The organism is Massilia oculi (genome assembly GCF_003143515.1).
Lineage (GTDB): Bacteria > Pseudomonadota > Gammaproteobacteria > Burkholderiales > Burkholderiaceae_D > Telluria > Telluria oculi.
Genome location: NZ_CP029343.1, coordinates 28,893 through 42,027, shown reverse-complemented (window position 1 = coordinate 42,027; position 13,135 = coordinate 28,893). Strand labels below are relative to the sequence as shown.

Sequence of the window (13,135 nt, the reverse complement as noted above, 5' to 3'; positions counted from 1 at the left end):
GGTGGGTAAAGTAGCGTTTTTCGTCCGTGACCGGACCACATCTTGGCGCGGTAACTAATCGCCGTTTCAAATCGATTAATGACCAGGCTGCTGCTTTGACCTGGTCATCATTTCCATGCACGCCTTCATCATTCGGTCCTTTTCGGGCTCGATCGAGAAGCGGACGGCTACTGCTATCCCGCAGAGGTAGCTCATGAATTTTCATAAATGACCTCCCTGCGTTCAGGTTTTCGGACATCCTCGTGTCGAAGCTCCCGACAACGCATCAACATGTAGACGACCGGGACCACAAACATCGACAGCAATGGCGCGGACAGCATGCCGCCAACCATTGGCGCCGCAATACGTTGCATGATTTCGGAGCCGGTACCATGGGCGATCATGATCGGTACCAGACCCGCGATGATGACCGCGACGGTCATGGCCTTCGGCCTCACGCGTTGAACCGCGCCTTCCCGAATGGCATCCAGCAAATCAGCTTCAGATGACTTCCCGGCAGCCAGGCGGGCTTCCCAGGCATGCTTGAGGTAGAGCAGCATGATCACCCCGAACTCGGCCGCCACGCCGGCAAGCGCAATGAAGCCGACCGCGCTGGCGACCGAAAGGTGATGCCCGAGGATCCAGAGCAGCCAGATCCCGCCGGCCAGTGCGAACGGCAAGGTGGCCATGATCAGGATCGCCTCGTCAAAGCGCTTGAATGTCAGATACAGGAGGAAGAAGATCACCAGTAGCGTCGCTGGTACGACAACCTTGAGCTTCGCGCTGGCGCGTTCCAGGTATTCGAACTGACCCGACCAGGAAATTGAGTAGCCAGGCTGCAGCTTGACCTCCTTCGCGACAGCCTGCTGCATGTCCCGTACCACCGAGTTCATGTCCCGCCCCCGGATGTCGACGTACACCCAGCCGGATAGCCGTGCATTTTCGCTTCTGAGCATGGGCGGGCCGTCATTGATGCGGATCGCCGCTACATCTCCCAGGCGAATCTGTGCGCCGCGGGGTGTCAGGACCGGCAACTGGCGGAGGTTTTCGACTGAATCCCGGAATTCGCGCGGATAGCGGACGTTGATCGGGAAGCGCTGCAGGCCTTCGACAGTCTCGCCGATGTTGTCGCCCCCAATCGCCGCCGATACGACACTCTGCACATCGGCGATATTCAAGCCGTAGCGCGCTGCCTGGTCGCGGTTGATGTTGACGTCGACATAACGTCCGCCGTTGAGGCGTTCGGCGAGTGCCGAAGACACGCCTGGCACCGTCTTGACGATCCGCTCAATTTCTCCGGCAACGCGGTCGATCTCCTGCAGGCTGGTACCGGCCAACTTGACACCGACCGGACTCTTGATGCCGGTGGCCAGCATGTCGATGCGGTTCCGGATCGGTGGCACCCAGATGTTGGAAAGCCCAGGCACCTTGACCACGCGGTCGAGCTCCTCGACCAGCTTATCCGTGGTCATTCCCGGCCGCCATTGATCCCTGGGCTTGAACTGGATCGTGGTCTCGAACATCTCAAGTGGTGCAGGATCGGTGGCCGTCTCGGCCCGTCCAGCCTTGCCGAACACGCTTTGCACTTCCGGTACTGTCTTGATCAGGCGGTCCGTCTGCTGCAACAGCTGTGACACCTTGCCCACCGATAGCCCTGGCAGCGCCGAGGGCATGTACAGAAGGTCGCCTTCGTCGAGAGGCGGCATGAATTCGCCGCCGAGCCGCGTCATCGGCCAAACGGTAATGACGGCAATTACCGCAGCAGCGACCAGAGTCGCCTTCGGAAAGCGCAGTACGCCATCGAGCAAGGGCCGGTAGACAGCGATCAAGAGACGATTCAGCGGGTTCTTCCGTTCATCGGGAATCCGTCCACGGATGAGGTAACCCATCAGGACCGGTATCAAGGTCACGGCCAGGCCCGCGGCCGCTGCCATGGAATAGGTCTTCGTGAAGGCAAGTGGGGAGAACAGCCGTCCTTCCTGCGCCTCCAGCGTGAACACCGGAATGAACGACAGCACGATGATCAGCAGCGAAAAGAACAGTGCCGGGCCAACTTCGGCGGCGGCGTCTCCGATGACGCGCCAGCGGGCTTCTCCCTCAAGTTTTGCGCCGGGATGACTGTGATTCCACGCCTCGATATGCTTGTGTGCGTTCTCGATCATGACCACGGCGGCGTCGACCATCGCGCCCACCGCGATCGCGATACCGCCGAGCGACATGATGTTGGCGTTCACGCCCTGGTAATGCATGACGATGAAGGCGATCAGAATACCAATCGGTAGCGTCACAATCGCGACCAGCGCGGAGCGCAGATGGAACAGGAAGACTGCGCAGACAAGCCCGACCACGATGAATTCTTCGACCAGCTTGTCGCGCAGGTTGTCGACAGCCCGCTGGATCAGGTGCGAGCGGTCATAGGTCGGGACGATCTCCACGCCGGGAGGCAAGCTCGGCTTGAGGTCCGCCAGTTTGGCTTTCACCGCATCGATTGTTTCCAGCGCATTTTTTCCGGAGCGCATGACGATGACGCCGCCGGCCACCTCGCCTTCGCCGTTCAGTTCGGAGATGCCGCGCCGCATTTCCGGACCGAGCTGGATGCGCGCGACGTCACCGAGCTGGACGGAAACGCCCGCCGCCGAGGTCGTCAGTGGAATCTTGCGGAAGTCGTCCAGCGATTGCAGGTAACCGCTCGCGCGCACCATGTATTCGGCTTCGCCCAGCTCGAGCACCGAGCCGCCAGCCTCCTGGTTTGCCTTTTGTACAGCGTCGATGATAACGTTATGCGCAATGTTGTAGGCCCGCAGCTTGTCGGGATCAAGAACGATTTGGTACTGGCGAACCATGCCGCCCAGGCTTGCGACTTCCGACACATTCGGCACCGTCTTGAGTTCGTACTTGAGGAACCAGTCCTGGAACGCGCGCAGCTGCGACAGGTCCATCTTGCCGCTGCGGTCGACCAGGGCGTACTCGTACACCCAGCCAACCCCGCTGGCGTCCGGCCCGAGCGCAGTTTTTGCCTGTGGCGGCAGGCGCGACTGAACCTGGTTCAAATATTCCAGGACGCGCGAGCGCGCCCAGTAGGGGTCGGTGCCGTCCTCGAACAGGATATAGACGAAGGAATCGCCAAAGAAGGAATAGCCGCGCACCGTTTTCGCGCCAGGTACCGAGAGCATCGTCGTAGTCAGCGGATAGGTGACCTGGTTCTCGACAATTTGCGGCGCCTGGCCCGGATAGGAGGTGCGGATGATCACCTGCACGTCGGACAAGTCGGGGAGTGCGTCGAGCGGCGTACGCTGCAGCGCGTAGATGCCCCAGGCCGTGATCCCGACTGTGGCAAGCAGGACCAGGAAGCGGTTGAGGATCGACCAGCGAATCAGTTTGGCGATCATTTCCTGGTAGCTCCCACAGCGGCAGGGGCGATACTGGTGACCTGGAACGATCCGTCCTTCGTTTGCTGGAATTCGAAGTCCACCGTGTCGCCGACTGCCAGATTTTTCGGAACGCCCCCGGCGGGGATCTTGAACCCCATTGTCATCGCCGGCCACTGCATGCTCGGAACCGGATCGTGCGAGAACGTGATTTCATCCTTGTCGATATGTTCCACCTTGCCATGCGCATGATGGGTTGGCGCCGCGGCGGTTTGCTTGCTGCCGCCCGCTGGCGCAGGCCCGCTCAGCCGATTCGCGGTGCCCCTCAGGCTGGCTTCGGAATCAATCAGGAACTGGCCTGAAACGACAACTTTTTGTCCGGCCTCGAGACCTTTGAGGATTTCGGTTTGTCCATTGCTCTCGCGGCCGATCTGTACATCGACGGGCATGAATTTGCCCTGGCCTTGTTTAAGCATTACGACACTGCGCGTACCGGTCTGGATCACTGCTTCCGTCGGCACCGTCAAGGTCTCCGCGCTGGCCGCTGGTGTGAAACTCACGGTCGCGAACATGCCTGGCACCAGTCGCTGTCCAGGATTGGCCAGTTCGACACGTGCCTTCAGGGTGCGCGTTGTAGCTTCGACTTCAGGCAGGATCGCGCTGACTTTGCCTTGCAATAGCGTGCCGGGCAGGGCAGGCGTGCGGGCTTCGACCCGGGCGCCTGGACGTACCGCCGCCGACGCAGCTTCGGGCAGCTCGGCGTTGACCCAAACTGTGCCGAGCCCATTGATCCGGAACATGGGCGCACCCGATGCGATCGTCATCCCTTCACGGACAGTCAGTTCTCCGACGACGCCATTGATCGGCGCGCTGACGGTCAAGCGCGCCTGCACCTTGCCGCTGGACTCGACACTACGGATCTGCGCATCCGTCATGCCCGCCAAACGCATACGCTGCCGCGCCCCTTCTACCAGTCCATCCGTGCCGGGGCCTCTCATCTGGCGCACCGTCAGGAATTCTTCCTGCGCCGCGACCCAGTCGGGCACATACAGTGCCGCGAGGGGCTGTCCCTTTTTTACCGGGTCGAGCGCTGCACGCACGAAGAGCCGTTCGACATAACCGTTGCTACGCGCCTGTACCACGGCGACGTCCCGCTCGTTGTAGGCCACGTTGCCGACGGCTTCCACGCTGGAGGCGAGCCTGTTCTTCGTGACTTCGGCGGTGCGTACGCCAAGGTTCTGTTCGACTCGAGGGCTAATGCTGACCTTGCCCTCGTCGCCGGCCTCATCCGCGTAGACAGGCACCAGGTCCATATCCATGAAGGGCGACTTGCCGGGCTTGTCGAATTTCTGGCCTGGGACCATCGGGTCGTGCCAGTACAACACCTTGCGTCCCTGTGCCTGGTTCACACTTGTTCCCTGGGTAGAGGAGGCCGCTTGTGGGGCGTTTGCCATACCCATCCCTCGATGCATGCCGAACTTGTACAGGCCGTAGCCGCCAGCACCCACGGCAATTGCCACGAGCAGGGCAATCGTCAGCTTTTTAGTATCCATTTAAAATCCTTGTCCGCCCGGCGTTTTAATGCGCGGAGCCGCCATTTCGGGGAAAGAGAAAATTCAGTTGCGCCCACAGGCGGTCGGTTTCCTGCGCGAGCTGTAAAGCCTGCAGGCGTACGTCGATTTCGCTGCGCCGGGCAGCGAGGACGTCCGCCAGCGCGGCCTTTCCGCCCCGGTAGGCGGCAGCGGTCGCTGTTGTTCGTGAGTTGGCCAGAGGAGTCAGTTCTTTCTCATAGCGGGTCTGTCGCTGCCTGTTCGTATGCCACTCGTTCAACATGGCACGCACTTCCGCAACATGGGCACGCAAGGTATCTTCGCGCTCGGCCTTCGCCTGTTCGACCTGGGCCAGCTTCGAAGACAGTTCGCGGTCCTGGCGGTTTTTCTGGTCCAACTGCAGGGGCACCGAAAGGCCGACCGACAGCATGTCCGAATAGCCCGGGCCGCGTTTTTGCACTGCGACCTCGACGCTCCAGTCCGCTTTCTTGTTGGCCCTTGCAAGATTCGCTTCACTGACTGCGATGTCTTCCTGCCTGGCCAGCACTGCAAGTTCCGGGTGGTGGTTAAGCTGGGTGTCAAGTGTGGCCTCGTCGAGGCGGATGGTATCGACCGCCGGCTTGTCGCCCAACGGCTGTTGCGCCGCATCGCCGATCCATCGTGCCAGTGCGATTTTGGCGTTGCCGGTGCGGCGCTTGATATCGCTTGCCTTGTCTTCCAGGGCCGCCAGTGCGCTGCGCGAACTGAAGATGTCGGCCTGGCTCCCGCGGCCGGCCCGATAAGCTGAGTCCGCCGCCTGAATTTCCAGCTTCGCCTGATCGATCTGTTCTGCAAGTGCGGTCGACATGGCTTCGGCGTAGAAACGGTCCAGCCAGGCCAGGGCAGTCTCGCGTTCGATTGCCGCGGTCGCAGCCGCCTTTTCCGCAATCGCTTTTTCTGCTTCGCGCTCAAATCGTTCGGAACGCAGGCGACGTTTGTCGGAGCGCGTCAGCTCTTGCATCACACCGACGCGTTGCATGGTCATGAAGTCTCGCGTCAAGCTGAAGCGATCTTGCCGATTGATCGGAACGTTATCGATACCGAGCTTCAGCACCGGATCGGGGAGCTGACCGGCAGCAACCGACATCTCCCGCGAGGACTGTGCAGCGTAGTCTTTTGCTGCCAGCATTCGCGATCGCTCGACCGCTCGCTGCTGGGCTTCGGCCATGGTCAATGGCGTTTCGGCGGCAAATGCACCATTGCCGATGACAATCGATACAACAAGTAAGACTCCGCGAAAGGACCGGGTAGCCGAACGATGCGCCACGTGTGGCGCAATAAAACGTGGGGACGACATGAAGCCTCCAGAATGCATTGAGTAACACCGCCGGCAGCAAGAGCGCAGCGATGGGGAGTCAAGCAAGCCGGAGAATCAAATGCGGAAACAGCAGTTGCGAATGGCTATAGGCGGAGCCGTCGCGTAGGTGAGAAAGGAGGGGAGAAGCAAGCCAGGAGCCGGCTGGAAGTTCAATGTGCCCAGGCTTACCGGAAGCCCATACCCGACGGCCACGAAGGGCATTGGGGGCGGCGTCGCCGGCTTGTCGAGCGATTGCTTGTCGGACTGGTGGGACGCATGGCACAGGCTGGGCTGTTCCATATCCATGTCCTGGCATGGGGCCGTTTCGGCTGACGTCGTGTGCCCAAAAGAGCTCATCTGGCCGTCATTCCTGAGGCTTAATGCTGGGCACGCATATGCCGACACAGCGAGCTGCATAAACAATATGCTGAACAGCACTATTGTTGCGGCAATCAGTCGGGATGTGCGTTGAAGTCTCATGGTCACTGCCAAGTCTAGGGCTGCCATATGTCTTTGTCAATTAAGCAGACCTTAATGAAAACTGTTCTACCCCAGCTTTCGAGGAGGCCGCTCAAGGCGTCGGCAACAGCTAAGTTATGAAATGTCCGTAGGCACCGGGGCATACGACCTGGAAACCAGGGCAGGGGCTACTGTGGTCGGTTTTCCTTTGCCTTCGAAAGGATCTCATATCCTCCTTTTGCGGCAATGAACGAAACCACTGTTCCAAGCAGCAGATCCGGAAGGTTAGATTTTGTCCACATCACCAGCGCTCCCGACACCACGATCGCGCCGTTTACGATTGAATCGTTATTCGTGAAGATAGCGGAAGCCTTGAAGTTGATGTCCTGGCCGCGATGCTGCTTCAAGAGGGCGGATGCAATAAATGTTAAGAAATGCATTTGCAGCAGCCATCCCCATCATGGCAGGTCCCAACGGGGCTTCACCGCCGAGGAAGCGACGGACAACCTCGATCAACAACAGACAGGCAAATCCAATGAGGAGCCATCCGGACAACTGGGCTGCACGTGTCTTGATCGCGTCGGACCTGCCGACAGCGTATAGGCTCACACCGTAAACGACGGCGTCCCCCAAGTTGTCGAGGCCAGCGCCGATCACTGCGGTTGAGGATGCCCAGGTGCCGCCACAACGCCAGCCAGGCACTGCCCCAGATTGATCAATAAGACTTTCCATAGGATGCTGCGATCGCGTTCGTTGGCAGCGTCTAGGCTTGGTTCGTCAGGGCTATCGTTATTACTGTCCTTCATTAAACCTCCCTAAAAAGTTCAAAGGAAGTAGTCCTGGCCCAATCGGCAGGATGCTCACCATTCTTGCCGGATCGGGTTATTGTTTTTTTGCGGGAATGCTTCAGCACCTGCACCACTTGCGGTAGCGCCTGATCCTTGCACGAGGGCGGGAATATCTCGACCTTGTCGTGAAGCTCAACCTCGATTGAGTCAGGTACTAAGGCGTTTACATATCTGTATGACCGTAGATGAGGGACTGAAATTAGCGCGTACCGATGGCTCGCGATGTCCGTGTCGCTGAGATTTGCCAGGCAGGAAGGGCGATTCGTCATGAGCTTCTCTGCCGTGTAAAGTTCGGTAACCCAGCCGGTCTTGCTGTTCGGGCCTATCCTTGGATCGGCACAGCCGCCCAGGAGAACGAGCGCAGCAAACGGGACGATAAAGATTGTCTTGTTGATCATAATTGCTCCTTGTCGAGCTAACTATCTGTAGGCTTTTACCAAGTTGAATCCAAAACCAACGCCAGCTGCGAGAAGCAGGGCCAGCTGCGATCCATAAGTCTGTATGGTCGGGTAGATCCCGAGCACTGGCAAGCGCAGCCCGGTGACTGGCGTAACCAACATCCACCCGGCTTCCTGCAGCCCGGCGATCCCTTTACCGACCAGGACAACCGCCAGGACAGCCACCAGCACGGAGCTAAACGAAAAGAATTTACCGATCGGCATCCGGGCACTGGTGCGCAGGAAGACGGCAGCGATTATCGCCAGCAGGACAAGGCCTGTAACGAATCCACCTAACAGTGCGGGGCCGTTACCTTCGGCTGCAAGTGCGGAATAGAACAGGACGGTTTCGAAGACCTCCCTGTAGACCGCAATGAATGCCAGGGCGAACAAGGCCCACGCCGAGCGTTTTTCCATAGCTGCCGTGAGGTGCTGCTTCAGGTAAGCCTGCCACTGCCCAGCCTGGCCCTTCTGGTGCATCCACAGGCCGACCGACAGCAGCACCGCCGCTGCGAAAAGGGACGACAAGCCTTCGGTGACCTCGCGGCTCGCGCCGCTGATGCTGACCAAGAAGGTCGCGACAAGCCATGTCAGTGCGCCGGCAGCCAGTGCGGAAGTCCAGCCGGCATGCACGTAACGCAGCGCCTGGGGCCGCTCGGCCTTGCGCAGGAAGGCAACCATCGCGATCGCGATCAACAGGGCTTCGACGCCTTCGCGCAGGAGGATGGTCAAGGCGCCCACGAACGCCGTGGTGGCGTCGGTCCGGTCCGGGCCAGTGACAGTCTCGACACGTACGAAATACGCGTCCAATTGCTGGGCGTACCCGGTCGCCCGCTCCACATCGCCTTGTGCGACCGCACCCCGGTACAGTTGCATGGTCCGTTCCACGTCGACAAGCAGCTGGCGGTCGGTAGCGTCGAGGGTTGCTTCGAGCGGCTCGAAGCCGTCCAAGTATGCCGACAAGGCGAGCTTCGTGGCATTGGCGCCCTGGCCGTTCTTCAACGCATTCAAGCTGTCCTGCAGCAGCTTGCGCGCCAGGGCGATGCCCGTGCGTTCCTGCTGCTCCCTGATGGCTTCCGGGTGCGTACGCGCATACGCCATGACCGAGCGCGCGGTCGCGGGCTGCAATCGTTTCGCCAGCTCTTCTTCAGTTGTCGTCACAAGCGCGTTAATGTCCGGCAGCGCCGAGTACACAGCTTTATCCCGTTCAAAAGCAGCCTTGCCGGCTTCGATATCCGGTTCCGCGAAGGACAATCGTCCGACATGAAACGCCAGCGACCAGCGATCGTGCTCGGACAGGCTGGTAAAGGCCGGCATCGACGTGCCGTGAACACCCTGGCTGATCACTTGGTACAGGGCCATGAGTGAACGGGAACGCGCCCGTTCCTGATCGGTGAACGCGACGGGCTTGGGTTCAAGCCGGTTTGCAATCGGGCCATTACCGGCACCGCCAACCCCGTGTCATGCAGCGCATTGCGCCTCGTAGAGGGTGGCACCATGGGACAGGTCTGGCATGCTGCGCGGCGCAACAGGGAAGGGGTAAGCCAGCAGAAGCAAGCGTTTCGCCTCCCGCGCGAATTCGCCCATATGTTGCGGTGTGTCCTTTTGGTCAACCGCCCGCTACAGGCGTACGGCGGCCGTGCTCAGCTCTGCTTGCAAGGGATGCTTCGGCAGTGCCAACACCTGGCTTTCCGCGCGCGCCGTAAATTCCTGCATTTCTCCGTACTCGACTGCGCTGACGACCGACACGTGCTGGACCGCGCCGGGGTAGTCAACCGCGACATAATCGAGCAACTGCCAGAGCTGCCGGGCTTCCGTTTCCGAGGACATGGTACCTGCATGTGCAGCGCTGATCGCGCAGCCAAAGAAAAATGCGAAGGAAATAAGCCAACGCCAGACGGAGGAATTCATAGTGAGGTACTGTATTCATATTGGGTGAGGCTGGCATTTAACACCATGTAGCTGCTTCAGGGTCAAGACTTTTCGCGACATTTTCGGATGACGCTCATCGCTCAGGTCGAAGTCAGTCCTTGGGCGCGGCAGGTGAAAGAGATGCGCACGGGTCAGCGCCGAGCGCCTGCAGGATTTTGCAGGTGCTAGTACTGTCGGTGGCAGGGCATTGGCTCCTGAGTTCCCTGAGCTGTGCTTCCAATGCCGACAATGCGGCAATGCGCTCCACCACGTGTCCGATGTGTTTATCCAACAAGGCATTCACGCCGATGCAGTCCTGCTCCGGATGGTCGCGAAAATCCAGCAGCAACCGGATCTCGTCGAGCGTCATGTCCAGGGCACGGCAGTGCCGGATGAATAGCAGGCGTTCGGCGTGGCGCTCGGTGTAGGCCCGATAATTGTTCGGCAAGCGTTCCGGGGGAGGTAGCAAGCTGACGCGTTCGTAATAACGGATCGTTTCGACCGGGCAGTCGGAACGGTTGGCGAGCTCGCCAATTTTCATGAAAAAAATCCCAATATGTTAATTTGGCGCTTGACCCTGTAGATACTACAGGGTATTCAATAGGGAACTATACACAGTTTCGCAAGGAGTCGTCATGTCGGAATGCCAGACCAAATCCTGTTGCGCACAGCCCGCGCCAGCCGCTTCGGTAACGGACTTGCCCTCAGCTCACGCCCGCTCGCTGGTCATTCGCATCGACCAGATGGATTGCCCCACCGAAGAAGGGCTGCTGCGTCAGGCACTGGGGCGCCTGCCGGGGGTCGGAGAACTTTCATTCAACCTTGTCCAGCGCAGGCTGCAAGTGGCACACAGCCTGGCCGACCCAGAGGCAATCCTGGCAGCAGTACGGGCGGTTGGCATGGATCCTGTGGTCGAAAGCGCTGCCGGCGACAGCGCAGCGCTTCCCGGCACCGTGTTCCGGATTGAGAACATGGATTGTCCTAGTGAAGAATCGCTCATCCGTGGCAAGCTCTCAGGCATGTCCCAGGTCGAACAGCTCGAATTCAATCTTGTCCAGCGCCGCCTGAGCGTCAGGCACTCCGGGCCGGTGGCGGCCATTCAGGATGCGCTCAGCTCGATCGGCATGCAAGCCGTTGTAATCAATGCCGGGCAGGAAGGGACCAGCAAGGCGGCCCCTGCTTCTCGGAAGCGGCAGCAGGCGATGCTTGCGTTTGGACTGGCAGCTGCAGTAGGCGCCGAGATCATCGCGTGGACGACGGGCGATGAGAACTGGTGGCCGGTCATCCTGCTGTCGGTGCTTGCGATCGCGATGACGGGCCTGGGTGTCTACAAGAAAGGCTGGATCGCACTCAAGAACCGCAATCTCAACATCAATGCGCTGATGTCGATCGCGGTCACCGGCGCCGTGCTGATCGGCCAGTGGCCCGAGGCAGCGATGGTCATGGTCCTGTTCGCGGTGGCCGAGGTGATTGAGGCACGTTCGCTCGACCGGGCAAGGAACGCCATCCAGGGCCTGATGGGGTTGACGCCGGACCGGCTCAGTATTCGCCAGGAGGATGGCAGCTGGGCCGAGCTAGAAGCTGCGGACGTCGCGGTCGGTGCGCTGGCGCGCGTTGCACCGGGCGAGCGGATCGCCCTCGACGGAGAGGTCACGTCGGGGCAATCGTCGGTCAACCAGGCGCCGATCACGGGCGAGAGCATGCCAGTATCCAAAACCGTCGGTGACAAGGTATTCGCCGGCACGATCAACGAAACCGGTTCCTTCGAATACCGCGTCACCGCCGGACACAGCAACTCGACGCTGTCGCGCATCATCCGGGCGGTCGAGGAGGCGCAGGGCAGCCGGGCGCCTACCCAGCGCTTCGTCGACCGCTTTTCCAGCATCTATACGCCGGCCGTGTTTGCCATCGCACTGGCCGTCGCTCTTGTTCCGCCACTGTTACTGGGCGCCGAATGGATGCCGTGGATTTACAAGGCGCTTGTACTGCTCGTGATCGCCTGCCCCTGTGCGCTAGTGATCTCGACTCCGGTCACGGTTGTCAGCGGCCTGGCCGCCGCGGCGCGCGCCGGCATCCTCATCAAGGGTGGGGTCTACCTGGAGCAGGGCGGCAAACTTCGCTCCCTTGCGCTGGACAAGACAGGCACAATCACGCAGGGCAAGCCCGAGGTGACGGACATCCTGCCACTGCAAGGCGATGCCCATGCCCACCTGCAGCTCGCGGCAGCACTCGCCGACCGTTCCGACCATGCGGTATCGACTGCCGTCAGCCGCCACTGGCAAGCGGCAGAGCTCAAGGTCGCGCTGGCCCCGGTGAGCGAATTCGAGGCGCTGCCCGGACGCGGCACCAAAGGGCAAGTTGACGGCAAGTGGTACTACCTCGGAAATCACCGCCTGGTCGAAGAACTTGGCATCTGCAATGAAAAGACGAAAGAAGTCTTGTCGAGGCTCGAGGGCGAGGGCAAGACGGCAGTTGTCCTGTGTGACGACAAGGCACCTCTACTGGTCATTGGTGTCGCCGATACGATTCGTGAAAGCAGTCGCGAAGCGATCGCCCAGCTGCATCAGCTGGGCATCCGGACCATTATGTTGACCGGCGACAATGCCGTGACCGCGGCTGCGATCGCACGGCAGGTCGGCATCGACGATGCGCGGGGCAATCTCCTGCCCGAAGATAAGCTTGCGGCCATCAACGACGAAATCGCACGGTTCGGCGCCGTCGGCATGGTCGGCGACGGCATCAACGATGCGCCCGCGCTGGCGAGGGCCGATATCGGATTTGCAATGGGCGCGGCGGGCACGGATACCGCCATTGAAACAGCCGATGTCGCACTGATGGACGACGATCTGCGCAAGGTTGCGCAGTTCATTCGCTTGAGCAGGCAGGCGGCGGTGATTCTCAAACAAAATATTGTTGCCGCCCTTTTGATCAAGGCAGTGTTCTTGGTCTTGGCCATCGCCGGCTCGGCTACCTTGTGGATGGCCGTCTTTGCAGACATGGGAGCGAGCTTGCTGGTGGTGTTCAACGGGTTCCGCCTGCTAAAAGTGCGGGAAGCGCGCAGCCAGGTCAGCGGTCAGGCAGGCGCCGGCTCTAACAGACGGACGTTGCGAGCCGGCTGAGCTACATGCGGCCATTGCCTCGACCTTAGATGGGCTTTGTGGGCCAAGAGATAACAACGATGGGGAGGGCGACAACACGCGCTCCTCACCCATCAATATAGTCCCAGGTTACACCTCGGTCAGTGCTG

8 protein-coding genes and 1 pseudogene are annotated in these 13,135 nt (G+C 60.3%); 1 reads left to right on the top strand and 8 read right to left on the bottom strand.

The window, feature by feature from the left end; genetic code table 11:
* Positions 1-191: 191 nt before the first annotated feature.
* From DIR46_RS00170 to cadR, 8 genes and pseudogenes are all read right to left on the bottom strand, one after another.
* Positions 192-3,368 carry an efflux RND transporter permease subunit gene (locus tag DIR46_RS00170; RefSeq protein WP_109343456.1) on the bottom strand — a complete coding sequence of 1,059 codons (3,177 nt, stop codon included), beginning with the start codon at positions 3,366-3,368 and terminating at the stop codon, positions 192-194.
* Positions 3,365-4,900, bottom strand: a complete 1,536-nt coding sequence (locus tag DIR46_RS00165) for an efflux RND transporter periplasmic adaptor subunit (protein WP_109343455.1) — start codon at positions 4,898-4,900, stop codon at positions 3,365-3,367. The genes DIR46_RS00170 and DIR46_RS00165 overlap by 4 nt, the downstream gene beginning before the upstream one ends.
* A gap of 25 nt (positions 4,901-4,925) precedes the next feature.
* The gene (locus DIR46_RS00160; RefSeq protein ID WP_229446440.1) at positions 4,926-6,233 is read right to left on the bottom strand and encodes a TolC family protein; all 1,308 of its coding nucleotides are present in this window, start codon (positions 6,231-6,233) and stop codon (positions 4,926-4,928) included.
* Positions 6,234-6,880: 647 nt separating this feature from the next.
* Positions 6,881-7,498: pseudogene (locus DIR46_RS27550) on the bottom strand (cation efflux transmembrane domain-containing protein).
* The gene (locus tag DIR46_RS00145; protein WP_109343452.1) at positions 7,498-7,938 is read right to left on the bottom strand and encodes a hypothetical protein; all 441 of its coding nucleotides are present in this window, start codon (positions 7,936-7,938) and stop codon (positions 7,498-7,500) included. Before DIR46_RS00145 ends, DIR46_RS27550 begins: the two are co-directional and overlap by 1 nt.
* A gap of 21 nt (positions 7,939-7,959) precedes the next feature.
* Positions 7,960-9,339: an FTR1 family iron permease gene (locus DIR46_RS00140; protein ID WP_307719115.1), complete on the bottom strand. Its 1,380-nt coding sequence runs from the start codon at positions 9,337-9,339 to the stop codon at positions 7,960-7,962.
* A 258-nt stretch (positions 9,340-9,597) separates the two neighbouring features.
* Positions 9,598-9,888, bottom strand: coding sequence for a 4-helix bundle domain-containing protein (locus DIR46_RS27675; RefSeq protein ID WP_307719114.1), 291 nt, complete (start codon positions 9,886-9,888; stop codon positions 9,598-9,600).
* 112 nt (positions 9,889-10,000) lie between these two features.
* Positions 10,001-10,429, bottom strand: coding sequence for a Cd(II)/Pb(II)-responsive transcriptional regulator (cadR, locus tag DIR46_RS00135; RefSeq protein ID WP_162819327.1), 429 nt, complete (start codon positions 10,427-10,429; stop codon positions 10,001-10,003).
* A 94-nt stretch (positions 10,430-10,523) separates the two neighbouring features.
* On the opposite strand from cadR, the gene DIR46_RS00130 reads away from it, so the two are divergent.
* Complete coding sequence (locus DIR46_RS00130; RefSeq protein WP_109343450.1) at positions 10,524-13,007, top strand: heavy metal translocating P-type ATPase; 2,484 nt, start codon at positions 10,524-10,526, stop codon at positions 13,005-13,007.
* Positions 13,008-13,135 lie beyond the last annotated feature (128 nt).

What these genes read in the sequence shown, in the direction of transcription:
- DIR46_RS00170 (WP_109343456.1), bottom strand. Translation starts at nt 3,368, where the DNA reads ATGATCGCCAAACTGATTCGCTGGTCGATCCTCAACCGCTTCCTGGTC.
- DIR46_RS00165 (WP_109343455.1), bottom strand. Translation starts at nt 4,900, where the DNA reads ATGGATACTAAAAAGCTGACGATTGCCCTGCTCGTGGCAATTGCCGTG.
- DIR46_RS00160 (WP_229446440.1), bottom strand. Translation starts at nt 6,233, where the DNA reads ATGTCGTCCCCACGTTTTATTGCGCCACACGTGGCGCATCGTTCGGCT.
- DIR46_RS00145 (WP_109343452.1), bottom strand. Translation starts at nt 7,938, where the DNA reads ATGATCAACAAGACAATCTTTATCGTCCCGTTTGCTGCGCTCGTTCTC.
- DIR46_RS00140 (WP_307719115.1), bottom strand. Translation starts at nt 9,339, where the DNA reads ATGGCCCTGTACCAAGTGATCAGCCAGGGTGTTCACGGCACGTCGATG.
- DIR46_RS27675 (WP_307719114.1), bottom strand. Translation starts at nt 9,888, where the DNA reads ATGAATTCCTCCGTCTGGCGTTGGCTTATTTCCTTCGCATTTTTCTTT.
- cadR (WP_162819327.1), bottom strand. Translation starts at nt 10,429, where the DNA reads ATGAAAATTGGCGAGCTCGCCAACCGTTCCGACTGCCCGGTCGAAACG.
- DIR46_RS00130 (WP_109343450.1), top strand. Translation starts at nt 10,524, where the DNA reads ATGTCGGAATGCCAGACCAAATCCTGTTGCGCACAGCCCGCGCCAGCC.